Source organism: Streptomyces sp. NPDC059816 (assembly GCF_042732055.1).
GTDB lineage: Bacteria > Actinomycetota > Actinomycetes > Streptomycetales > Streptomycetaceae > Streptomyces.
The window spans coordinates 12,868-35,676 of record NZ_JBHWIQ010000022.1 but is presented as its reverse complement, the minus strand read 5'-3'; the positions used below and the strand labels follow the sequence as shown (position 1 = coordinate 35,676).

General features: G+C 71.0%; 21 protein-coding genes and 1 tRNA gene. 6 read left to right on the top strand and 16 right to left on the bottom strand.

Translation table 11 applies throughout. The features are described 5' to 3' along the window. Nucleotides 1-22: 22 nt before the first annotated feature. From ACFV88_RS26130 to ACFV88_RS26115, 4 genes are all read right to left on the bottom strand, one after another. The gene (locus ACFV88_RS26130) at nt 23-1,471 is read right to left on the bottom strand and encodes an MFS transporter (RefSeq protein WP_385494330.1); all 1,449 of its coding nucleotides are present in this window, start codon (nt 1,469-1,471) and stop codon (nt 23-25) included. Between the two features lie 145 nt (nt 1,472-1,616). Beyond that, nucleotides 1,617-2,732, bottom strand: a complete 1,116-nt coding sequence (locus tag ACFV88_RS26125) for a fatty acid desaturase family protein (protein WP_385494329.1) — start codon at nt 2,730-2,732, stop codon at nt 1,617-1,619. 265 nt (nt 2,733-2,997) lie between these two features. Continuing rightward, the gene (locus ACFV88_RS26120; RefSeq protein ID WP_385494328.1) at nt 2,998-3,144 is read right to left on the bottom strand and encodes a hypothetical protein; all 147 of its coding nucleotides are present in this window, start codon (nt 3,142-3,144) and stop codon (nt 2,998-3,000) included. 94 nt (nt 3,145-3,238) lie between these two features. Then, complete coding sequence (locus ACFV88_RS26115) at nt 3,239-4,234, bottom strand: DUF2156 domain-containing protein (protein WP_385494327.1); 996 nt, start codon at nt 4,232-4,234, stop codon at nt 3,239-3,241. A 176-nt stretch (nt 4,235-4,410) separates the two neighbouring features. Between ACFV88_RS26115 and ACFV88_RS26110 the strand changes: the two genes are divergently transcribed. Further along, nucleotides 4,411-4,506 (top strand) — tRNA-OTHER (locus ACFV88_RS26110). 190 nt (nt 4,507-4,696) lie between these two features. Here ACFV88_RS26110 and ACFV88_RS26105 read toward each other — a convergent pair. Further along, a complete protein-coding gene (locus tag ACFV88_RS26105) occupies nt 4,697-5,329 on the bottom strand; it encodes a TetR/AcrR family transcriptional regulator (RefSeq protein WP_385494326.1) in 633 nt (210 codons plus the stop codon). Nucleotides 5,330-5,501: 172 nt separating this feature from the next. On the opposite strand from ACFV88_RS26105, the gene ACFV88_RS26100 reads away from it, so the two are divergent. From ACFV88_RS26100 to ACFV88_RS26090, 3 genes are all read left to right on the top strand, one after another. Further along, nucleotides 5,502-7,100 (top strand): DHA2 family efflux MFS transporter permease subunit, encoded by a 1,599-nt coding sequence (locus ACFV88_RS26100; RefSeq protein ID WP_385494325.1) that lies wholly within the window; start codon nt 5,502-5,504, stop codon nt 7,098-7,100. Nucleotides 7,101-7,140: 40 nt separating this feature from the next. Beyond that, entirely contained in the window at nt 7,141-7,626 is a 486-nt protein-coding gene (locus ACFV88_RS26095; protein ID WP_385494324.1) for a hypothetical protein, read from the top strand. Between the two features lie 407 nt (nt 7,627-8,033). Continuing rightward, complete coding sequence (locus ACFV88_RS26090; RefSeq protein WP_385494323.1) at nt 8,034-8,741, top strand: BTAD domain-containing putative transcriptional regulator; 708 nt, start codon at nt 8,034-8,036, stop codon at nt 8,739-8,741. A gap of 143 nt (nt 8,742-8,884) precedes the next feature. Here ACFV88_RS26090 and serS read toward each other — a convergent pair whose 3' ends face one another. The 11 genes from serS to ACFV88_RS26035 all read right to left on the bottom strand — a co-directional run bounded on the left by serS (nt 8,885) and on the right by ACFV88_RS26035 (nt 19,670). Next, nucleotides 8,885-10,168, bottom strand: a complete 1,284-nt coding sequence (gene serS / locus ACFV88_RS26085) for a serine--tRNA ligase (protein ID WP_385494322.1) — start codon at nt 10,166-10,168, stop codon at nt 8,885-8,887. 124 nt (nt 10,169-10,292) lie between these two features. Further along, on the bottom strand, nt 10,293-11,513 hold the full coding sequence (locus ACFV88_RS26080) for a beta-ketoacyl-[acyl-carrier-protein] synthase family protein (RefSeq protein ID WP_385494321.1): 1,221 nt from the start codon (nt 11,511-11,513) through the stop codon (nt 10,293-10,295). Further along, nucleotides 11,513-11,743: an acyl carrier protein gene (locus tag ACFV88_RS26075; protein ID WP_385494320.1), complete on the bottom strand. Its 231-nt coding sequence runs from the start codon at nt 11,741-11,743 to the stop codon at nt 11,513-11,515. The genes ACFV88_RS26080 and ACFV88_RS26075 overlap by 1 nt, the downstream gene beginning before the upstream one ends. A 94-nt stretch (nt 11,744-11,837) precedes the next feature. Continuing rightward, the gene (locus tag ACFV88_RS26070; protein WP_385494319.1) at nt 11,838-12,866 is read right to left on the bottom strand and encodes a beta-ketoacyl-ACP synthase III; all 1,029 of its coding nucleotides are present in this window, start codon (nt 12,864-12,866) and stop codon (nt 11,838-11,840) included. After that, nucleotides 12,863-13,852: a VlmB-like protein gene (locus ACFV88_RS26065; protein ID WP_385494318.1), complete on the bottom strand. Its 990-nt coding sequence runs from the start codon at nt 13,850-13,852 to the stop codon at nt 12,863-12,865. The genes ACFV88_RS26070 and ACFV88_RS26065 overlap by 4 nt, the downstream gene beginning before the upstream one ends. Next, the gene (locus ACFV88_RS26060) at nt 13,849-14,439 is read right to left on the bottom strand and encodes a flavin reductase family protein (protein WP_385494317.1); all 591 of its coding nucleotides are present in this window, start codon (nt 14,437-14,439) and stop codon (nt 13,849-13,851) included. Before ACFV88_RS26060 ends, ACFV88_RS26065 begins: the two co-directional genes overlap by 4 nt. Further along, on the bottom strand, nt 14,436-14,984 hold the full coding sequence (locus tag ACFV88_RS26055) for a hypothetical protein (protein ID WP_385494316.1): 549 nt from the start codon (nt 14,982-14,984) through the stop codon (nt 14,436-14,438). The genes ACFV88_RS26060 and ACFV88_RS26055 overlap by 4 nt, the downstream gene beginning before the upstream one ends. 26 nt (nt 14,985-15,010) lie before the next feature. Then, a complete protein-coding gene (locus ACFV88_RS26050) occupies nt 15,011-15,499 on the bottom strand; it encodes an SRPBCC family protein (protein ID WP_385494315.1) in 489 nt (162 codons plus the stop codon). 2 nt (nt 15,500-15,501) lie between these two features. Beyond that, entirely contained in the window at nt 15,502-16,800 is a 1,299-nt protein-coding gene (locus ACFV88_RS26045; RefSeq protein ID WP_385494314.1) for an aspartate aminotransferase family protein, read from the bottom strand. A gap of 54 nt (nt 16,801-16,854) precedes the next feature. Then, nucleotides 16,855-17,994 carry an acyl-CoA dehydrogenase family protein gene (locus ACFV88_RS26040; protein WP_385494313.1) on the bottom strand — a complete coding sequence of 380 codons (1,140 nt, stop codon included), beginning with the start codon at nt 17,992-17,994 and terminating at the stop codon, nt 16,855-16,857. 44 nt (nt 17,995-18,038) lie between these two features. Next, nucleotides 18,039-19,670, bottom strand: a complete 1,632-nt coding sequence (locus tag ACFV88_RS26035) for an aldehyde dehydrogenase family protein (RefSeq protein WP_385494312.1) — start codon at nt 19,668-19,670, stop codon at nt 18,039-18,041. A gap of 408 nt (nt 19,671-20,078) precedes the next feature. On the opposite strand from ACFV88_RS26035, the gene ACFV88_RS26030 reads away from it, so the two are divergent. Then, nucleotides 20,079-21,080 carry a diacylglycerol/lipid kinase family protein gene (locus ACFV88_RS26030; RefSeq protein WP_385494311.1) on the top strand — a complete coding sequence of 334 codons (1,002 nt, stop codon included), beginning with the start codon at nt 20,079-20,081 and terminating at the stop codon, nt 21,078-21,080. After that, on the top strand, nt 21,077-22,798 hold the full coding sequence (locus ACFV88_RS26025; protein ID WP_385494310.1) for an MmgE/PrpD family protein: 1,722 nt from the start codon (nt 21,077-21,079) through the stop codon (nt 22,796-22,798). The genes ACFV88_RS26030 and ACFV88_RS26025 overlap by 4 nt, the downstream gene beginning before the upstream one ends. Nucleotides 22,799-22,809 lie beyond the last annotated feature (11 nt).

Genomic DNA, 22,809 nt, shown 5'->3' with positions numbered 1-22,809 from the left:
GCCGCCCGGCCGGGCGGCTTCGTCACGGAAGACGGCTGGTGTCCGCGCGGACCGTGCCGGCCTCGGCGCCGCCGTCCACGGAGGTGCCGGTGGTCCGCTCCCCGAGCAGCAGCACCGTCGCCGCGAGCAGCGTCATGGCCGCGCCGATGACCAGGAAGAGCATGCCGGGGCCGTGGGCGTCGAGGACCGGGAGCAGGATGAAGGGGAGCGCGGCGGCGCTGAGCTTCGACAGGGAGTACGCCGCGCCCGAGGCCGTCGCGCGGAAGGCCGTGGGGTACTGCTCGGCCAGGTACACGTGGGACACGTTGGAGAAGACATTGCTGCAGAGGGTGTAGCAGAACCCGGACGCGACGACGAGCGCTGCGGAGTCCGCGTAGGCGAACGCGGTGCCCGTCGCCACCATGGCCGCGGCGACGACGCCCACCAGCGTCCTGCGCTCGTACCGGTCGATGAGCGGGAGCGAGAGCGCGGAGCCGATGGGATAGCCCAGGAAGGACAGCGCGATGAAGCCGAGCCCGGTCACCACGTCGTAGCCCTTGGCCGCCAGGATCTGTGGTGCCAGCGCGCCGAAGCCGTAGTAGCCGAAGACGGAGAGGATGCTGAAGGTCCACAGCATCGCCGTGCGCCGCCGGTAGTGCCTGCCGAAGACGTCCCGCAGGCGCGGCCGGGGCTGTTCCGGGCGGACGGGGGCCGGGGCGGAACCGTGGGCGGACGGTGCCGGGGCGGAGAGGGGGCGCCCGCCGCCGGTGGCCCCGGACTCCATGCCCGCGACCAGCAGGTCCGCCTCCTCCACGCGCCCGTTCGCGGCGAGCCACCGCGGCGACTCGATCAGCCGGCGGCGCAGGAACCACACCACGAGGGAGCCGAACGAGCCGATGACGAACAACCAGCGCCAGCCGTCGATGCCCAGGGGGCTCAGCGGTACGAGCCACATCGCGGCGAAGCCGACGGCGGGGACCCCGCAGAAGGCGATCGTGTACGCCCACGCCGTGTACCGTCCCCGTTTCGACGCCGGGAGCACGTCCGCGAGGTAGCAGTCGGAGAGGGTCTGCTCGGCTCCGATGCCGATCCCCGCCAGGAACCGCGTCACGATGAGCCATCCCGCGTTGGGGGAGAAGGCGGCGAGCAGGGAGAAGCCGGAGTAGATCGCCAGGTTGACGAGGAAGGCGCGGCGCCGACCGTACCGGTCCGCGACCCTGCCCAGGGTCAGCGAGCCGATGAACTGGCCGACGAAGGCGGAGGCCAGGACGAGCTTCAGCGTCGTGCCGTCGAAGGCGAAGTCGTTCTGGAGGACCTTGGAGATGGTGCCGGCGAGGTTGTTCTCGAAGGTGTCGAAGAGCAAACCGACGCCCACCACCGCGGTGAGCTGCCGGTGGGTGGAGGTGATCGGCATCCGGTCCAGTCGGTCGCCGATCGACGCCGCGGCGGCTCTGTCCGCGCCGCTCTCCTGGGGTACGACAGTCCTGGGCATCGGGGGACGGCTCCTCGTCTCGTCTGTCGCTTCTTGTCGTCGTGCCACGGCGGCGGCAGGCCGACGACCCGCCCGGTCCGGGCCGTGGTCGCCGACCGGTCGGCCGTCGTGGGCCCGTCGGGGCCCGGGTGTGCGGCGATGCGCCTCAGGCGACGCGCCGCGCGAGTGCCTGGTCGACCTCGTTGCGGCGCACGGGTTCGCTCACCTCGTGGAGGAAGCCGGCGACCTCGCGGTACGAGGCCCAGAAACCGACCTCGTGGTACGGGACGCCGCGCTGCGCGCAGTACTCGCGGGTGAGTTCCCGGGCACGGGGCAGGTTCTTCTGCGCCATGGAGGGGAACAGATGGTGCTCGACCTGGTAGTTGAGACCGCCGTAGAGGAAGTCGATGAGGAGCGAGGGACGGATGTTGCGCGAGGTGAGCACCTGGCGCTCCAGCCAGTCCAGGCTCTCCTCGTCACCGTCGCGGACCTCCATGCCCTTGTGGTTCGGGGCGAAGATCATGCCGAAGTAGAGGCCCTGGGAGAACTGCTGCACGACGATGAAGGCCACGGCGAGCAGCGGGGAGAGCACGGTGAAGGTCAGCGTCAGATAGATCGCCGCGCGCAGCAAGATCAGCGCGCCTTCGAGGACCGGGCGCTTGGTCTCGCCCCGGGCGATGACCCTGATCGCGGTCTTGCTCATCTTGAGGGCCTCGAGGACCAGCAGGACGAAGAACAGGACGCTCTGGTACCGGACGATGAACCGCTTGATCCCGCTACGGCTGGGGTACTGCTTGATGTCGAAGATCGCGGTGCGGCGACCGATGTCGGGGTCCATGTCCAGGTGGTTCGGGTTGCTGTGGTGCCGGTTGTGGTGACTGACCCACCAGCCGTAGCTGGACCCGTTGATCAGGTTGGCGTGGATGTAGCCCACGGCCGTGGCGACCCGCTTGTCGCGGAACATCGCCTTGTGGCCGGCGTCGTGGAACATGTAGGCGCTCTGCGTCCCGCACAGGCCCATCCACACGGCCACGACGAGCTGCCACCAGGAGTCGCCGAGTAGGAAGAACACCGTGAAGCCGATGGCCAGGAGCAGCACGTTGAGCGTCAGGCGGCCTATGTAGTAGCGCGGGTCGAAGTCCAGCAGACCCTCGGCCTTCACCCGCTTCAGAAGCTCGGAGAACGTTGCGGAGGCTCCCTGGGTCCCGGGAGCCGGGGAGGCGCGGTGGACGTCGAGGGACTCGACCACGCCCTCCTCGGAGGGGATGTGCGGCGATGACATACGGTGCACTCCTTGGGCTGATGTGCCCGGTGGCGAGGCGGTGGCAAGGCAGCCGTGCGGGGATCAGGAGGGTGTGCGGGGAAGGGGCGGGAACCACGGGGTAGCGTCGTGGCCCTGCCCGCACATGAACCTCGGCACTGCGGTGCGTTGCGCCTGGTTCCGAGCCGACGTGCCGCCCAGCCTCGCCTACCGGGCTGATGCGGTTCTGACACTGGACTGACCGGGGTGGTCCGGCACGGGAGCGGCCGGTGCGGCGCGGTGCGGGTCAGGCCGTCAGGCGCTGGTCCAGGGTGAGCAGGACGGAGTCGGCGTCGCGCGCCAGCGTCTCGTCGTCGGGGCATCCCATGATCCGCATGAGGTGCTCGACCATCGACTGCCGGAGCTCGTCGGTACTGAGAGATGCGTAGGACACGATCTTCCCTTCATGGCTGGAACGGGGGGATTACGGTTTCTCGCCGCGGGACCGCGGGACCGCGGGGCTTCGGGGTCGTGGGGCCGTCGGGGCCTCAGAAGGCGTTGCTCGCCCGGAAGATGTGCGTGAATCCGGAGAGCGAGGCTTGGTCCTCGAACGCGACGTACTCGGGGATGACGGTGTCGGCGGCCCACTTCTGCTTGTAGGCGAGCTGCGTCTGTGCGGGGTAGAGGGCGGCGCCCTGGTCCCACAGGAAGTGCATCAGCCACTGGAACGCGGGGCTGTGGCCCGGGACTTCGTGGCTCGCGTCCAGGCCCGTGAAGGGCGTGAAGCCGAAGTGCAGCCACTCCACCCCCTCGGCTCGGAACACCTCCAGGGCGTGGGCGTTGATGGCCTCCATGAGGCCGGGCGAGCCGTCCGGGACGCGTCGGCTCAGGTCGTGCATCCAGCCGGCGCGGGAGCCGTACACCGGTGAGTAGGAGATGTACGCGACCGGGGCGTCGTCGATGGTGCCGACGAAGAGTCGGCGGTGCTTCTGCACCGGGCCGCCGATCTGGCCCACCAGGAATTCCAGGGGGCGGGCGCCCTCGCCCTTCGAGCCGAGCCACGCGCGGTCGATCGCGGCCAGGCCGTCCTGCCACTCCGCCGCCCGGACCTCCTGGATCTTCAGGCCGTTGCGGTTCGCCCGGGACACCTTGTTGCGGAGCTGCATGAACCGGGTGCCCCGCAGCGTGAGGTCCGGGACGCGCACCGCCCAGGAGGCGCCGATCTGGTTGACCGTGAGATCCCGGCGGGCGTACGCCTCGGCGTCCTCGCGCTGGAGCTGTACGGCGACCAGGGAGAGACCTTGGTCGTGGACGTGGTCGACGAAGCGCTCCAGGAGCGCTTCGTACGAGGCCCCGTCGGCGAAGGGGCCGCCGAACTGGACGGCGTACCGCCCCGTCCTTCGGAACGAGATGACTCCATCCAGTCCGGGTACGCCGAATGTTTCGTTTCCCTCGTTCAACGCGAGGAAGGAACTTGGGTTGTCGGCGGGATTGTACTTCTGCACGGCCAGGAAGGCCGGACTCTCGGATTCCATGGCGGACATGCTCGCGCTCCCTCTCGCTGGGACTGGTCCGAGGGAATTAGAGCATCGAACGACTCGATGCCGAAAGGGTGTTCCTGAGGGGTGTCGGAAGCACGTCAGCAACATGTCAGACCCGCATCAGCAACACCTGGCATTGTTCTTCTCAGGAACGACCCGGAAGGTACCGGGAAACTCCTGGAGAGGTGCCCGGAGTGGTTTATCGGGGACCTGAGCTTCGGCTCAAGGTCGGGTCCAACCGGCCCACGCAGGTTCGAATCCTGCCCTCTCCGCCAGTACCACGCGCGAACTTCCGGGAAGACCCCCCGCTTTCCGGAAGTGTGGCCCGCGTCGATGCACCTGCCCGGCAGGTGCATCGAAGCGGGCCACCTGCGCGTCTGGTCCGCGTCGGGGCCGGTCCGCACACCCCGCCCGGGTCGGGTCCGGCCCTGCCGGCGCCCGGTCCCGGGCGGGCCGGGCGCGACGTCACCGACCGGCCGGCACCAGGTCCGGGTCCCCGAGCGTCCGATGGGCCATCTCCAGCACGCTGCGGGTGACCGCCTCGGCGTCGATCGGCTCCCCGTCGGAGATCAGGTCGTCCAGCAGGCCGTCGGCGGCGTGGTAGAGCATGCGGAACGCCCACTCGGGGTGGGTGCTTCGGAAGGCCCCGGCGACCGCGCCGCGCCGGACGAAGTCGCAGATCAGGTCCACCACGCGGGCGTTGGACTCCTTACACAGCTCCAGCGCCCTGGCGTTCGCCGACCGGTAGACCAGCCGGTGCAGCTCCGCGTTCTCGATGGCGTGCTCCAGGAGCCTGTGCAGCAGCTCGTCCATGGTGGGCCACCAGGCCCGCCCCCGCCCCAGGATCTCCTGGGTGGTCTCGTAGAAGGCGTTGACGTACTGCTCCCAGAGGGCGGCCAGGACGTGGTCCTTGGTCTCGAAGTACATGTAGAAGCTGCCCTTGCCCATCCCCGCGGCCGTCGCGATGTCCGCGATGGTGGCGTCGGCGAAGCCCGCCGTGCCGAACACCTCGCGACTGGCCCGCAGGATGTCGGCCCTTCGCGCCTCGGGGGTCTTGACGACGCGCTTGCGCTTCCTCGGGGTCGCGGTCTGGGTCATCACTACAGCCCTCCTTGCCAGGGATATGTCCGTCGAGGCTACATGACCGACCGTCGGCCGCTTGCCGGACTGACCGTCGGTCAGTTAGCGTTTCCCGTGCTTAGGCTCCCCAGGGCCCCCTCGCCGTACGCGGGTCGGGGGCCCTCCGCTCCTGTGTGCACGTGAGGACGGCATGACAACTACGGCTTCGGACACCACCCGCGGAAAAGGTCTGCTGCTGACCTTCATCTGTGTCGGCATCTTCATGGTGTACCTCGACTCCACCATCGTGAACGTGGCCCTGCCGGAGATCCAGCAGGACCTGTCGGCGGACATGACCCAACTCCAGTGGGTCATCAACGCCTATGCGCTCGTCGTCGCCTGCCTCCTGCTCACGGCGGGGACCCTGGGCGACATCTTCGGGCGCAAGCGCGTCTTCCTGGGCGGCCTGGTGGGCTTCCTCGTCGCGTCCGTCCTCTGCGCGCTCGCACCGAACTACGAGTTCCTGCTGGTCGCACGCGTCCTACAGGGCGCGGCGGGATCCATCATGATCCCGGTCTCGCTGGCCCTCGTCTCCACCACCTACCCGCAACCCGCCGCGCGGGCCCGTGCCATCGGCATCTGGGCCGGCGTCGGCGGCCTCGCCCTCGCCGCGGGGCCGGTGCTCGGCGGCATCCTCGTGGATGCGTTCGGCTGGCAGTCGATCTTCTGGGTCAACCTGCCCTTCGGCGTGATCGCGCTGGTCGTCCTCGCCGGCAGGCTCGCCGAGAGCAAGGCGCCGAACCGCCGCCGCGCCGACGTCGTCGGCCAGGTCCTCTTCGTCGTGGCCATGGCCACTCTCGTCTACGGACTGATCGAGGCCAGCGCCCGGGGCTGGAGCGACCCGATCATCCTAGGTTCCTTCGCCGTCGCCGCCGTCGCCCTGGCCGCCTTCATCGTCTGGGAGCTGCGCAGCCAGAACCCGATGCTGCCGATGAACCTCTTCCGCAGCCCGGTCCTCGTCGTCGCCGGCGCCGTCAACTTCCTCGGTCTGTTCGGTCTGTACGGCAGCATCTTCCTCTTGACCTTCTACCTGCAGCAGGTCAACGGCCTGTCGACCACCGAGGCCGGCGTTCGTTTCCTCGCCCTGAACGTGTCGATCATGGTGTTCTCCTACGTCGCCAGCGTGGCCGCCGCCAAGTTCGGCCCGAAGGTCCCGATCCTGATCGGCTCACTGGCGAGCGCGGTCGGCCTCTTCGAGCTGGCCCAACTGGAGCCGGGCAACGGATTCGGCTCCTACTGGTGGGCGATGGCACTGCTCGGCGCGGGCGTCTCCCTCATCGGTGCGCCGGCCACCGTGGCGCTGCTCTCCTCGGTCCGCCCGGAGCAGGCCGGCACCGCGTCGGGCGTGTCCAACACGTTCCGCCAGGTCGGCAGCGTGTTCGGGGTGGCCCTGACGGGCACCCTGCTGATCCAGCACCTGCGCGGCGAGGTCCCCGACGCGATGAAGAACGTGCCGCTGGACCCGGCGGCGCGCGGCGAGGCGACCGAGCTGCTGTCCTCGGGCGACCTCAGCGTCATCGCCGGGCTGCCGGAGCAGGCGCGGGGCTCGGTGCGGGACGCGGTGGCCCCGATCTTCACGGACGGGCTCCAGATCGGCTTCACCGCGGCCGCCCTCGGCACCATCGTCGGCGGCCTGCTGGCACTGGTGATCCTGCCCAGCCGCAAGAAGATGGCCGAGGCCAAGGCTGCGGCGGCCGTCGCCGCGCCCCCCGGTCCCGCCGCCGACTCCTCCCGCGCCGCCTCCGTGTGACCACGGCCGCCACCGCACCCACATCTCTTACGGAGCCACCGTGGAAACCAAGGTCCTCCTCCGCGCCTATCAGGAACTGCTGGACGCGGCCGAGCGCATCACCGTCGCCGCCCCCCTCGCCGAGCCCGATCGCGCCCAGATCGACTGGCTCCTGGCGCACATCGCTCTGAGCGACCGGGCCCTGGCCGACGCGGGACGCGCCGTCCTGGCCGGCCGGGAGGCCCTCCTGGACAACGCCCAGGCCATGTCGAAGTCCGAGATCGGCCGGATCCTCGGCTCGACCACCCACTCGGAGCGGGCGGAGCTGGTCCGCAGGAACGCGATGGAACTCATCGACCTGCTGGACCTCACCCCCGACGAGGCGGCGGACACGACCGTCCGGGCCCGCCTCGTCGACCGGGAGGGGTCCGTGGTCTTCGACCAGGGCCTCCAGTGGGGCGATCTGATCCGGGTGCGCGCCGAGGAACACATTCCGGGACACGCGCACACGCTGCGCTCCCGGGGGAATGCACAGATCGGTTCTTAGTCGCCGAAAGGCCACCGGACCGATGTCCAGCCGTCACGGCGGCTGGGCATGGTGGTAAACCTTCGTAAAAGAAGCGTTCGATGTGAATATCTATGTGGCAAGATTGAATCGAACTAAAGCGCAAGGCTGTTCGTGGAGAGAGAGCGACACGGAATAGCCGTCGAGGGTAGTCCACTCGGCCAAAACAGGGGGAGCGCATCAATCGCTCGTTTTCCCGGATGAAATCAGCCAATCCGGCACCCTCCCCCCGAGCCGATCTGCTCGACGGCGGTACCGCGTTCACCTTGACACATGCCACACAGACGGCAACGGAGGACGATGTGCTGAGTTTTTCGATTCTCGGAGCGCTAGAAATTCACACCAGAGCGGGGCAGGTCGAGTTACCGGGTGACCTGCAACGCACGCTCTTGCAAGCACTGCTGGTCAGTGAGGGGCAGCCGGTATCCGGCGAAACCCTCGTCGACGAGATGTGGGGAGAGTCCGCGCCGGACAACCAGGTGAACGCCCTTCAGGCGCACATCAGCCGCCTGCGGAGACGGCTGACATCCATGGAGCCCGAACGGGCCACGTCTCGTTTGACGGCCCACCCGTCCGGCTACCGGCTGACCGTGCACGAGGACGAGCTCGACGCCTCCCGATTCCTCCGGAAGGTCCGCCGGGCCGAGGACCTCGTGCCCAGCCACTCGGCCGAGGCCGCCGGCCTCCTACGTTCGGCCCTGTCCATGTGGAGGGGACCGGTCTTCGGTCCCCTGCCCGGCGGGTCGCTGTGCCGGCTGACCAGCGCCCTGTACGAGGAACACCGCCTGCGCGCGAGTGAGTTGATGTTCGACGCCGAGCTGAGCACCGGCCGCCATGCGAGCATCCTCGCCGAACTCCGCGACGCCCACATCAACAACCCGCTGCGGGAACGATTCTGCGAGCAGCTCATGATCGCCCTGTACCGCTCCGGGCGGCAGGCCGACGCGCTGGACACGTACCGCCGCATGTGGCAGCGGCTGTCCGAGGAGATCGGCGTGCTGCCCTCTCCCTCGCTGCGCAGCGTGGAACACGCGATCCTGTCCCACGACCCTTCCCTCGCCTTGACCACCGCCCCCACGCTCTGCCCGTCAGGCTGACCGGACCCTTGCCGTGACCGGGTCCTTCATGACCGGATCCTTTCCGTGATACCGCCCGGACGGTAACCGTCCGCAGCGTCCGTGGCCGGACGCACGAGCGGGTCCGTCCGGCCGTCGCCGGCGGACGGACCCGCTCGTGCGTCTCACGCGGTACGGCCCCCGGGCAGAATCGTCCGGAACCCGGTGTAGGGGACGAGGGCCTCCGGCAGGACCACGCTGCCGTCGGACCGCCAGCCCTGTTCGAGGAGGGCCGCCACCGTGCGGCCGATCGGCAGCGCCGACCCGTTGAGCGTCGCGGCGGGACCCTTGCGGCCGTCGGCGCCGCGGTGGCGGATTCCCGCTCGCCGGCCCTGGAAGGTGCCGCAATCCGAGACCGAGGAGATCTCCCGGAAGGCACCGCTGCCCGGCAGCCACACCTCGACGTCGTGCGTCATCCGCGCGGAGAAACCCATGTCCCCTGCGGGAAGCAGGACAACGCGGTACGACAGCCCCAACTGTCTCAGACACTCCTCCACGTGACCCGTCATCAGCTGGAACTGCGCGGGGGCGTCCGCCGGCGCGCAGACCCGCACCAGCTCCACCTTCTCGAACTGGTGCAGCCGCAGCAGTCCGCGGGTGTCGCGCCCGTAGGAACCGGCCTCGGAGCGGAAGCAGGGGGTCCGGGCCGTGAAGGCGAGCGGCAGGTCGGCATCGGTGAGGGTCTCCCCGGCGACCAGGTTCGTCAGAGGCACCTCGGCGGTGGGGATCAGGAAGAGCTCGCGGTCGCCGACCCGGGTGGCGAAGAGGTCCTCCTCGAACTTCGGCAGCTGACCGGTTCCCGTCATGGTCTCCCGGTTGACGAGGAAGGGGACGGCGTACTCGGTGTAGCCGTGGTGCTCGGTGTGCAGGTCGAGCAGGAAGTCGCCGAGCGCCCGTTCCAGCCGTGCCCCCGCCCCGCAGCCGACGTGGAACCGGGCCCCCGACAGCCGGGTGGCGCGGGCCCCGTTGAAGATGCCCAGCCGCTCACCGATGTCGGCGTGGTGCGGCACCCCGCTCCTGCCGGTCCCCACGGGGACACCGCTCCGACGCACCTCCACGGCCTCCTTCTCGGACCGGCCCTCCGGCACGTGGTCCAGCGGAAGGTTGGGGACCGTCCGCAGCCGTCCCGTCAGCTCGGCGCTCGCGGTCCGCGCCTCCGCCTCGGCCTCCTGCACCCGGTCGCGCAGGGTCCGCGCCGCGGCCCGCTCCTCCTCGTCGGGGGCGCCGGCCCGGGTGCTCACGCGCGCCGCGGTCTTCAGCTCCGCCCTCAGCCGGCTCACCCGCTCCTTCGCGGCGGTCCGCCTGCGGGAGGACGCCTCCAGGGCGTCGAGGTCGAGGGAGTGGTCGCGGCGCGCCAGTCGCCGTACGGCCTCGGGGCCGAGCTCGATGAGTTCGCGTACGTCGTGCACGGCAGTCTCCTTGTTTTCCGGTGCGGTCCCGGGCTCCGGCGCTCGGACGGGCCGATGGCGGCGGTGATACGGGCAGGGGCAGCCGACCCGGTGCCGGGTCGGCTGCCCCTGACGGTGATGGCGGTCAGGCGGAGGCGACGGCGAGAACCGCGTTCTGGCCGCCGAAGCCGCAGGAGTTGCTCAGTGCCAGGTCGACGGGGAGCGACGTCTCCGTCGTGGCGATCTTGATGTTGATGCGGGAGTCCGGGTGGACGAGGTTGGCGGTGGGCGGCACGATCCCCTGCTCCACCGACAGCACCGCGAAGACCGCCTCCACGGCACCCGCCGCCCCCAGCAGGTGCCCCGTCACGCCTTTGGTGGAGGTGACCAGCGGGTCGCCCGTCAGGGTCCGCTTCAGCATGGTGGCCTCGGCCAAGTCGTTCAGGGGCGTCGACGTGCCATGCGCGTTGACGTGCTGCACGTCGCCCGGCCCGGCGTCCGCGTCACGAAGGGCCTCGCGCACGGCCGCCTCGATCCCGGCGCCCGCCGGGTGCGGGGACGTCATGTGGTGGGCGTCGGCGGACGACCCGTACCCCGCGATGCGGGCCCGTACCCGGGCGCCGCGGGCGCGGGCGTCCTCCAACCGTTCGAGGACCAGGACGCCGGCGCCTTCTCCGGCGACGAACCCGTCCCGGTCCGCGTCGAAGGGACGCGAGACGGTGGCGGGGTCGTCCTCGCACCGGGACAGGGCGCCCATCTGCGCGAAGCCTGCCATCGCCAGCGGCGTGATCAGGGCCTCGCTGCCGCCGGTCAGGACCACGTCGCAGCGGTCGAGGATCAGTAGGTCGCGAGCGATGCCCACGGCGGTCGTGCCCGAGGCACACGCCGTGGCCACCACGAGGTTGGGGCCGGTCGCCCCGAACTCGATGGCCGCCTGGCCCGCCAGCATGTTGGGAAGCTGCATGGGCAGCAGCAGCGGGGACACCTTGGCGGCGCCCGCAGACAGGAGCACCCGGTGCTGGTCCTCCAGCGTGGTGGGTCCTCCGTCGCCGTTGCCCAGGACCACGCCGACGCGGGCGCCGTCCCAGGTCTTCGGGTTCAGCCCGGCGTCGGCCAGCGCCTCCCGGGCTGCGACCAGGGCGAACTGCACGAACGGGTCCAGGCGCAGGGCGCGCCTGGCCCCCAGCAGGGCATCGGCGTCGAACCCGGGGACGCGGCACGAGATCTTCACCGGGTTCGACTCCAGCACCGGGTCGAAGGCGGCCGTGGAGCGCCCTGAGCGGACCGTCGTCCAACTCGACTCCACCCCGACGCCGGCGGGGGTGACGAGGCCGAGACCGGTGACGGCAACATCGATGCCCGCCATCAGATCTTCGCGCCCCGCTGCTCCATGAGCGCCACCATGTCGCCGACGGTGGGCGCGTCCAGCAGTTCGTCGTCGCTGATGGTGAGGTCCAGCTCGGACTCGAGCATGAGGGACAGCTCCACGACGGCCAGGGAGTCGAGCTCGATCTCCTCCCGGGTGGCCTCGGGGGTGATGACCTCGGGCGAGACCTTCAGCTTGTCGACGAGGATGCTCTTGAGTTGCTCGAACATGGTGTTCCTCCGGTCGCGCGCACAGTGTGCGTGGTGATCACTGGTGGGTGATCACTGGTGGGTGGGTGAGGAGCGGGGGGCGGTGAGGGACTTCTCAGAGCGGATCGATGTCGGGCCAGCGCAGGGCGGTGGCGCCCCAGGCGAGACCGCCGCCGAACGCGGTGAGCAGGACCTTCTGGCCCGCGGTCAGCCGGCCGCCCTGCGCCGCCTGGGAGAGCAGCAACGGGAGGGACGCGCCGCCGGTGTTGCCGACGTGCTCGATGTTGGACAGTCGCCGCTCGTCCGGGATCCGCAGCCGGTCCGCGACAGCAGCGAGGATGCGGGCGTTGGCCTGGTGGGCGGCGAACCGGTCGATGCCGTCCAGCGTCCAGCCGCGGCGTTCCACCGCCTCCGTGGAGGCCGCGGTCATGCGCTCGACCGCGTGCCGGTACGCGTCGCGGCCCTGCATCCGGAAGTAGTGGTCGCCGGGGAGGGCGGCCCGGCCCGAGGACCGCTGCCGCGACCCGCCGGCCGGCACCTCGATGAGGTCGCTGCGGGTGCCGTCGCTGCCCAGGACGAAGGGACCCGTCGCGCCGGGCTCCCCGGGGTCGCCGGCGCGCAGCACGACCGCGCCCGCCCCGTCGGCGAAGATCACGGCGGTCGTGCGGTCGTCGGGGTCGATGATGGTGGTGAACGCGTCTGCCGCCACCAGCAGCACCCGGTCCGCGATACCCGCCGCGATCAGTCCGGACGCGGAGGCCAGGCCGTAGAGGAAGCCGGTGCACACCGCCGCCACGTCGAAGGCCAGTACGCCGGTCAGGCCGAGGCGGGCGGCCACGGCGGGCGCGGTGGCGGGGCACGTGTGGTCCGGCGTCGTGGTGGCGAGCACCACGGCGTCGATGCCGTCCCGGCCCGAGGACTTCAGCGCCCGCTGCCCGGCCTCGACCGCCAGGTCGGAGGTGGCAGTGCCGGGGGACACCACGTGGCGGGTCGCGATGCCGGTGCGGCTGCGTATCCACTCGTCCGAGGTGTCGAGTCGGCGGGTCAGGTCCTCGTTGGTCACCACGTCCGGCGGCACGTACGACCCGATGCCCGCGACGACCGCCACACGCCCCGCTGCCGTGGCCCGGGATGAGACCGTCATTCCGCGCCGCCCCCCTGGCCGCTCGCCAGAACCTCGACGGGCAGGCCCATGTAAGCCATGCGAGCCTCGGCCATCTCGTCGGTCCACTGCTCGGCCATGTCGTACCGCTGCTCGGGGGTGGTGTCCAGCATCCGCACGCCGGGCCACAGCTCGTAGTCGCGGATCAGGTCGACGTGCTCCTGCATGCCCTTCTGGAACAGTTCCTCGCGCGGCAGGACGTACTCGCGGTCCGGGAGTTCGTCCCAGAGCCGGACGCCGGCCCGCAGGATCTCCAGCAGCCTCGGCCGGTACTCCGGGTGCTTGACGACGTGGTCGCGGAGGATGGTGCTGGCCACCGTCAGGTGCCGGATCTCGTCGATGGCGGTGCCCCGGGAGATCTCCCCGGTGGCGGGCGACAGCGGCGTCCACTTGCGCTCGCTCAGCTCGGCCGCCGGGGCGAGCACGCCCTCGATGACGATGGCGAAGACGGCGACCCCGCCGATGAAGTCGGACTGCCCGGTCACGATCTCGTCGGTGAACTCCTTCACCGGCTCCAGCACGCGGCGGCGGTAGTCGGCGGCCATCTCGTCCACGTCCCGCAGCAGGCTGTCGGCGGGGTGGCCGAGCTCGACGAGGTGGTTGCGGAACACCCTCGCGTGTCGGGCCTCGTCGAGGAGCTGGGTCGCGTAGAACTCCATCTCCGGTATGCCCGGGGCGATGGTGACGTAGCGGCCGAGGATGCGGGTGGCCATCTCCTCGGACAGGGCGCGGAAGCCGAACTCCAGGGTGAGGGCGTCCCTGAGCGGTCCCGGCTCCTTGAGGAACTCGGGGACGACGGCGTCGGCGTGGTGCCCCGTGTCGCCGCGGTCCCGGAGGGTTCCCTGGGCCACGGACGTGATCCAGTAGGAAAGGTCGCACTCCTCGGGGCCGAGGGTGAGCTCCTTCGCCCCGTCGAGCAGGCCGGGTGCCTTGTCCCAGTCGGCCTCGACGGCCACGGGCTCGGTCATGCGCTGGTCTCCTTCTTGGTCTGACTGCCCGGTCCGGGATCCCGGACCGGGGTGAGCGGTCCGCTGAAGAGTCCGCCCGTGTAGCTGAGCAGGGGGTCGCCCGCTCCGACGGCGGCGTGGGTCACGTGGCCGATGAGCACCTCCTGGCCCCCCAGCGGGGTGGAGCCGAAGAGTCGGCAGGTGTAGTGGGCCAACGCGCCGTCGAGGAGCGGCGCGTGCGCGTACGGGCCGGGCTCCCAGTCCAGGCCGGCGAACTGCGTCGCCCCGCCAGGGCGCGAACTGTCGGCGAAGTACCGCGCCAGGTGCGCCTGTTCCGCAGTGAGGACGTTGACCGCGTAGCGGCCGGCCGCCACCGCCAGGTCGGCGAACTGCGACCCCCGCCTGAGGCAGGTGGCGAGCAGCAGCGGTTCCCGCGAGACGGTGGTCACCGTGCTGACGGTGGTCCCGTGGAGCACCTCCCCGTGGCGCACCGTCAGCACGGCCACCGGGGCCGCGAGCTGGTACAGGGCCCGGCGCCGGCGCAGCCGGCCCTCGGGAGTGCGGTTCCCAGCCGCCGGCCCGCTGCGCGGGCGGAGGGCGGTGCTCATCGCGTCGCCTCCTGACGGGCGGGCCGGCCGGGCGCGGCGACCTGCGCGGTGGGGAGGTGCCCGACGGGCGCCGGGTCGGAGACGTGGCCCACGGGTTTGGGGTGCTTGATGCCGAGGTCGTCCAGGAGTCGCAGGTAGCCGGGCTGGCGTACCGGCTCGAAGGGCAGCGCGAAGGACTTGATGAAGTTGCCGAAGAGGCCCCGGTCGCCGAAGAGGTGGAAGGGGATCACCAGGAGCGCCCACTCCGGTCCGATCAGCCAGCACCACAGGGCCACGACCGCGGCCTGCGTGATGAGGCTGTGCATCACGTTGTAGAGCACGTAGTACGTCTTGGCGATCGGGCGGCCGCCGCTTCTTCGGAAGGCGATGGCGCCGGGAACGTACCCGATGAGGTCGATGTAGAAGAACAGCGCGATCGCCGGGATCCACCTGATCTCGCCCAGGTGGGCGATGATCAGTCCGGTGGTCACCGCCAGGCCGACGAGGTACTCGGCACGGTGGAGCGAGTAGGTGCGCGGTGTTTCGAAGGGGTTCGCCTGATCCACGGTTCAGCTCCTGTCGGGGCGGCGGTTCACACCGCGGCCGTCTCCGGACGGATGTCGCTGAGGTTGGCGTCCCCGAGCAGCTTGGTGCCGGGGAACATGCCGGTGACGGCCCAGGCCGCGCTCTCCTTGATCACGCGTTCGGCGATGGGATCGAGGATGCCCTCGAGGCTGGGGATGCCGAAGTCGAAGTCGGCCTCGAAGTCGACGGCCACGTCCTCGCCCTCCTGGCGCAGCGCCCACACGCCCACGAAGCTGTCGAAGTCGCCGTCGGTCTGCTCAAAGCGGGCCGTCAGGTCCTCGACGGAGAACTCGTCCCGCTCCGTCCAGCGCAACAGACCGCTGCGGAAGTGCAGCTCCCAGCTCGAACTGCGCTCGCCCGAGGGCAGGGTGGCGTGCACGGTGGTGGCGTGCACGTGGGGGGCGAGGTCCGGGTACTTGTCCCAGCGGATGATCGACGCGAAGACGGTCCGGGCCTCCTGGGAGGGCACCAGCATCTTGATCTCTACGTGTCGCACGGTCAGTTACCGCCTTCCGGCATCGTGGCCGCGCCCCGGACCAGGTCGCGGGTGGCCTTGTCGAAGGAGTCGAGGAGGATCTGCACCTCGGCCCCGGTCAGGGTGGCCGGCGGTGTGAAGCGCACCACCGAGCTGCCGTTCATCGAGTGGTTGGCGACGACCCCGTGGTTGAACAACTCGATCAGCAGCTCGCCGGCGAGCCCGGCCTCGACCAGCTCGACGCCGATCAGCAGACCGCGCCCCCGGACCTCCACGAGCTGGTCGGGGAGGTTGCGGCGGGCGATGTCGGTGATCCCCCGCAGTAGTACGGCACCGAGCTCGACGGCCTTGGTGACGAGCCGCTCCTCCTTGATCGTCTCGATGGATGCCTGGACGGCGGCCATGAGCAGCGGCTGCCCCGAGAACGTCGCGGTGTGGAGGAAGGGGTCCTTGTCGAAGGGCTTGAACGCCTTGTGGGTGGCGACCGCCGCGGAGACCGGCAGCACGCCGCCGCCCAGCGCCTTGCCCGTCAGCATGACGTCGGGCACGATGCCGTCGATGTCCGCGCCCCACCACTCACCGAGCCGGCCGAGGCCGGACTGGATCTCGTCGAGGATGAGGAAACCGTCGTACTGGCGGACCAGTTCCTCGACGCGCTTGAGGTAGCCCTTCGGCGGGATGATCACGCCGCCCTCGCCCTGGACGGGTTCGAGGATGACGCACACCTCGCCGGGGTGGGCCGCGAGCTCGGCCTCCAGCGCGTCCGCGTCGCCGAACGGCAGGTGGAGGAAGTCGGGCACGAGCGGCCGGAACGGCTGCTGGTAGACGTCCTTGGCAGTGGCGGACAGCGCGCCGAGCGTCTTGCCGTGATAGCCGCCGATCATGGAGACCGTGCGCTTGAACCCGTTGGCCCGGGCGAGCTTGAGCCCGGTCTCCACGGCCTCGGCGCCCGAGAGAGCGAAGTGCACGCGGTCCAGGCCCTCGGGTATGACCGACACGAGCGCCTCGGCGGCCCGGGCCGCGGTCGGCTCCAGGAGAATGCGGGTCGCGGCGGGGTGGGTGTGGAGCTGGCGCTGGACGGCCTCGACCACCCGGGGGTGGCGGGCGCCCATGATGAAGACCCCGTACCCGCCGGCGTTGAGGAAGCGCTCGCCGTCACTGGTGGTCAGCCACGCTCCGGAGGAGTCCACCTCCATATGGCTGCCGAACAGCTCGGCCAGAGTGGCCCGGCCCTTGCTGAGGTGGGCCCGGTAGAGGCGGAGTATCTCCGCCTCCGTGCTCGGCGCCGCGGCGCCGGTCGGGTTGTCCTGGACCACGGTCACGAGTCGTCACTCCTAAGGGAAGCGGGGTGGAAGGAAGGGGGCGGTGCGGGGGCCTCAGGCCAGCTCGAGCGGGCCGCCGGTGAAGTAGCGCAGGAGCGGCTCGGCCGCGGCGGGTCTGGCCGGCGGATGGAAGGCGAGGGGGCGCACCGAGGCGGCGATCGTCGCGTTCGGGGTCCCCGTGATGAAGTCGATGCCGCCGAGAAGCTCCAGCGCTCGGTTGGCGTTGGCGACCAGGGCGTCCTGGACGGTGTAACGGGCGACCAGGGCGCCTGCCACCGCCTCCTCCCCGTCGACGCCGGTCTCCAAGGCGCGCGCGGCGCCCTCGAGCAGGGCGACGGCCGCCTCGTGGCCGAGCGCGAGGGCCGCACGTTCGGTCGAGTTGCCCCGCTCGCGCGTGACCACCTCTTCGACGAGGGAGGCCGTGGCGCCCGTGTAACCGGCGGAGATGAGTAGGACGAACCAGATGAAACCGGCTGTCTGAAGGTCGTCCAGCCGGCTCGGGTCGTCGGCGGAGGTCCTTACCACCAGTTCCTCCGGTACGAACACCTCCGCCAGGCGCACCTCGTCGCTCTCGGCGCCGGCCAGCAGGCCGGAGCCCCAGAAGGGGTGCACGGTCAGGCCGGGGGAGTCCGCCGGCACGAGGGCGAGGGCGAGTTCGGGGGCGCCGTCGGCGCCGGGCACGGAGACGCTGGCCGTCAGCAGGTCCATGGAGGACGAGAGGCTGCACGGCTTCTTGGCGCCCCGCAGGAGGTACCCGCCCTCGGTGACCTCCGCGGTCACGGTCGGGGCGAGGACGTTCTGCTGGGTGCGGCCCTCGGCCCAGCCGGAGGCCATGAGCTTCTGCTCGGGCACGATTCGGTGCAGCAGGTCCACCTGGGCGGGGGTCAGCCGGTCCTGCCGGTCGGTCAGCGCGTAGAGCATGGCCGCGGTGAAGTGGTGCATGGCCGTGGCGGCGGCCAGCGACGGCGCCACCGCGCCCAGGGCCTCCTGCACGCGGACCGCCTCCAGCGGGGAGGCCCCCGCGCCGCCGAACTCGGCAGGGATGAGCAGTCCGACGCCGCCGTGGGCGCGGAAGACGTCGATGGCAACGCTGCCGGGCTTCTCTCGCTGGTCGAAGGGGATCTCCTCCAGCGCCTTGAGGAGCCCGGGCTGGTACTGCTCGCAGACGGCGCGGGCACGGTCAAGAGAGCGCATGGGTGCCTCCGGTGGGAGAGGGAAGGGGAGACGGAGCGGGCCGCTCAGGCGCCGAAGACCGCCTCGTAGGGGCTGACACCGCTGGCGATGCTCACGCCCTGCAGGTGGGAGGTCTTGAGCATCGGGTAGTTGGCTTCGCCGAAGGCGCCGCCAGTCAGACCGGTGCCGCCGTGGGTGGGCAGGTAGGGCACGCAGCCCATGTGAGAGTCGTTGATCTTCAGCAGGCCGCCGTTGACGACCTGACTCACGAAGGTGTCGATGATCTCGTCCGACCGGGCCCACAGCGAGTTGCGTAGGCCGTAGGGGTTGGCGTTGGTGAAGTCGACGAACCGGGCGAGCAGTTCCTGTTCGGTGGCCGGTTCGGCGACGACCACGGGGATCAGCGGGAAGAACGTCTCCTCGCGGACGATGTCGAACTCGCGGGCCCGGGCGAGCCCGTCGACTCGTACGACGGTGGGCTGCAGGAACACGCCCGTGTCGGACGGAGTGCCGTCGATCTCCATGCGGCGTCCGCCGGTGACGAGTGTCCCGCCCTGGTCCAGGGCCTGGTCGAGGAGGCGGAAGAACCGCTCGCTGCGCCGGACAGGGGAGAGCAGAACGTCCTCCTCTTCCGGATAGCCGGGCCTGATCCGCTCAACCTGCTCCTGAAGTTCGGCCAGCAGCTCGTCGGCGACGGCCGGGTGCACCAGCACGCCGTTGGGGACCATGCAGATCTGGCCCGAACCGTAGAAGGCCTCGGTGATGGCCTCGACGGCCTTGGGGATGTCGGCGTCGGACCAGACGACGACGCTGTCGTTGCCGGCCAGCTCGAGGATCGCCTTCTTGCTGTTCTCGACGCAGCTCCGCTCCAGGCGCAGGCCCTCCTGGCTGCCGCCGATGTAGAAGATGTCGTCGATCAGCGGGTCGGTGATCCAGCGGTCCATCGTCTGCTTGGGATTGGCGCACAGGGCGTTGAGCGTGCCGGGCGGGGCGTGGAGCTCCTCCAGGATCGGGGCGATCACGTCCCGCATCAGCCACATGGTGCTGAGGGCGATGCTGCGCGGGGCGCGCATGACGACCGTGTTGCCCGCCATCAGGCACAGCACGCCGAGGGCCGCGCTGGGCAGCGGAGCGTTCTGCGGCGGGTTGAAGGCGACGACCCCGTCGGGCTGACGGCGCACGATCAGGCGGCGCTGCCCGTGCCGGAACTCGGTGTGCATCTGCTCCTGGTACCAGCCGAGGCTCTCCTCGCTGAAGATCTGGAGGAGGGAGCTGTACTCCCAGCGCGCGAGCTTGGCGGGGTGGGCCTCCGCGATCAGCAAGTCGACGAACTCGTCCCGGCGTCGTTCGAGCTCCTCGCGGAAGCGGTGCCCCAGCCGCATGCGGCGCTCCAGCGGGAAGGCGGCCCAGCCGGGCGCGGCGGCCGCAGCGGCCTCGCTCGCCAGGCCCAGGGCCTCGTCGCTCGCGATGGCGCAGCGTCCCACCACGTAAGGGTGCTGAGCCGCGTCCGACTCGGGGTCCTTCTCCAGGGACCGCTTGAGCGTCACGCTGGTGAACACGTCCTCCAGGAGCGATCTGCCGCTCACGGTGTAGACCCAGCCGTCGCCTTCGACGTCCTTGCCGGCGACGTAGAGCTTGTAACTGCGGAGGGGTGCCTGGCGTTCTTCTGACGCACGGTCAGAAGAGGCGGAATGCACGGAGAATTCCTCCTCTGTTGTTCCGTCCGAGAGCATGTTTGGCCTTTCCGGATGGGTCCCGGTGCTGACCGGCACATGGGAACGGGGCGAACCGGAACTTGATCGTGGCAGTCGGCTCTGACCCGGTTCTGACGTAGGGCTGATGCTGCCCGCCGGGAGGGCCCGGCAGGACCCGGGAGCCCGTGCGGCGGCGCGCCCCGCTTCCCGGGCGGCGTCCGGAGAAGACGCCGGGGAGGGCGCCAGGGAGGGACGCGGGGCGGCTCCGAAGAGGTCCCGGAGAGGCTCCGGGAAGCCTCTCTCGCACGATTGACCGACCGTCGGTCATATTGTTACGGTCGAAAGAAAGGAAGATCACCTGCCGTCTTCCGGCAGACCTCCCGTTCGTTCCCGCCCACGTGTGAGGACGCCATGACCAACGATCCCCGGGTGTCGGCCCCGACCACCGCACCCCAGGCCCTCCGCCCGCGCAGGGCACTCATCGTCGTCAACCCGACGGCCGGCACCATGGCCCCCGAAACCCCGACGGAAGCCACCGACCTGTGTCGGGAGCACCTCGAACGGGTCGACGTCCACATCACCCGCCACCGGCAGGACGCCCGCGACACCGTGCGCACGGCGCTGCGCCGCCCCCGGGGCGAGGCCCCCGACCTGATCGTCGCCATCGGCGGCGACGGCACCGTGGGAGAGGTGATCGCGGGGATGGCCGACAACCACCGGCCCGCCACCGCCGCGCTCGCCATCGTCCCCGCCGGCACCGGCAACTCCGGCTACCGGATGGTCTGGGGGGACCTCCCCTGGCAGGACGCCGTCCGCGCCGCCGTCGCCGGCCCCGCGCAGGACACCGCAACGCGCCACATCGACCTGGCGCTCCTCGTCGAGACCGGCGCCCTCGTCTTCCTCGGCGCGTGCAGCGGCCTCATCGCGCAGGCCCTGGAGACCGCCCGGGGCATCTCCCTGACCGGGCCCGCCCGCTACGAACGGGCCCTGGCCGAGACCGCCCGCACGTTCACCGCCTACCCCGGCCGCGTCACCGTCGACGGTTCGGTCGTCCAGGAGGGCGGCACCGTCTTCGCCAACGTCGGCAGCGGACGCATACGCGGCGGCCAGTACGTCGTCCTGCCCTGGTCGGTCCCCGACGACGGGATGCTCGACGTCTGCGTCCTCGGCTCCGAGGTGCACCCCTCCGAAGTGGCCGGACTGACCCTGACCGGCGCCCACCTGAACCGCCAGGGCGTCGTCTACGCGCGGGGCCGGACCATCCGCGTCGAACGCCTCGACGGCCACCCGCTCTGCTTCGAGCACGACGGGGAGCTCCAGCCGGCCGACGGAACCGCGATGACCCTGAAGGTCCTTCCCGCGATGATCCCCGTGTGGGGCGCACCGGTCACCGAACTGACCCCCGCTGCATGAGCCTCCACGAGGACACGCACCGCGCGGCACCCTCGCCGGACCCTGGAACGGCACCCGTGCCGGAGGCCGGAACCGCGCCCGCATCGGACCCCGGAGCAATCCGTGCACTGGACCCCGCGACCACGCCCGCGCCGGCCTGCGAGGCCATCCCCACCCAACGGGGAGCCGCACCGACCCCCTCTGCGGCTCCGACCCACTCCTCCACCCCGGACAACACCCCGGACAACACCCCCGCACTGGCCACGCTCGCCCGATGGGCCGCCGCGCTCCGTCCCGAGGACGTGCCCGATCGGGTGCTCTCCCTCGCCGCCAGCCAGCTCCTCTCCCAGCTGGCCGCCATCCGCACGGGCGCCGCACAGCCCCCGGGCGCGCGCATGGTCCGGACGTTCGGGCCCCCGTTCCAGGACGACCCGCGCACCTCCGCCTGCGTCCTGGCGGGCCTCGGTTCCTGGCTCAACCTCGACGACACCGCGTACGCCGGGCACCTGTCCCCCTCCACCGTCGCCGTCCCACTGGCCTACGCCCACCGCCTCGGCCTGGAGGGGGCCGCGCTCCTCACCGCGATCGTCGCGGCCAACGAGTGCGCCGCCCGCGTCACCGCCGCCGCGACCCTGGGCCCGTTGCGCGGCCAGAGCGCCCTGCACACCCACCTCGTCGGCGCCGTCGTCGGCCGCCTCCACTGCGAGGGCGCCGGAGCCGACACCTGGACAGACGCCCTCGGGCTGGCCCTCGCCCAGCCCCCGTGGCCCCTCCTACGGGCCTTCCTGGCCAGTGATGCCCGCCTGTTCAGCACCTTCGCCCCGGTACGTACCGCCATGGACGCCTGCGACGCGGCGACCGCCGGTTTCCACGGGCCGCCCGACCTGCTGGAACACCCCGACGGGTTTCTCGCGCGCTTCGCCACCGTGCCCCTCGCCGAAGCCGTCACCGACGGCCTGGGCGAGCGCTGGCACACCGAGACCCTCTCCTTCAAGACGCACCCGGGCGGACCCGGCGTAGACGCGGCCGTCGACTGCGCGCTCGACCTGCACCGCGAACTCGCGCTCGACCGCCTCGGCGACCGGGACGCGATCGAGGCGGCCGTCGAGGAGGTCGTCGTCGAGACCTCGCTCTACACGCTCGCCGCCCAGCGCACGGCGGAACGATACGTCCACGGTCCCGGCGCCCCCCTCGGCGCGCTCGTCCTGCACACCCCGTACACCGTCGCCACCGCCCTCCTCACCGGCGGCCTCACCGTCGCCGACCTCACCGCGCCCGATCGTGACGAGGAGTCCCGCTGGCGGACCGTGCGACGCGTCCGGCTCGTCCACGACCCCGTCATGACCCGGGCCCTCCTCGCCTCGGAGGCCCCCTTCGGGGAGGCGATCCGCCGGGCCGGGTCGGACGCCGCCCCCTGGCTCGAAGGCTTTGGAGGCCCAGAACTGGCCGCCATGGCCGCCACCGCGCGGCCCGACCGGGCCCCGACCGACTTCACCGGGGCGCGCAAGGCCACCGGCGCCCGCGTGATCGTCCGCCTCGCTGACGGCCGCACCGCGAGCAGGGAACGTCTAGTCCCGCACGGCGCCGCAGGCCCCCACACCCGCCTCCACCACGCCCGCCTGATGCGCCGGAAGTTCACCGACCTGGGCGGACCGGACCACGTGGCAAGAGCCGTCGGAGAGGTGAGGGAGATGCCCCCCGCCGCCCTCCGCGCCTGGACGGAGGAGGCTCTGAACTGACCGCCCGCCAC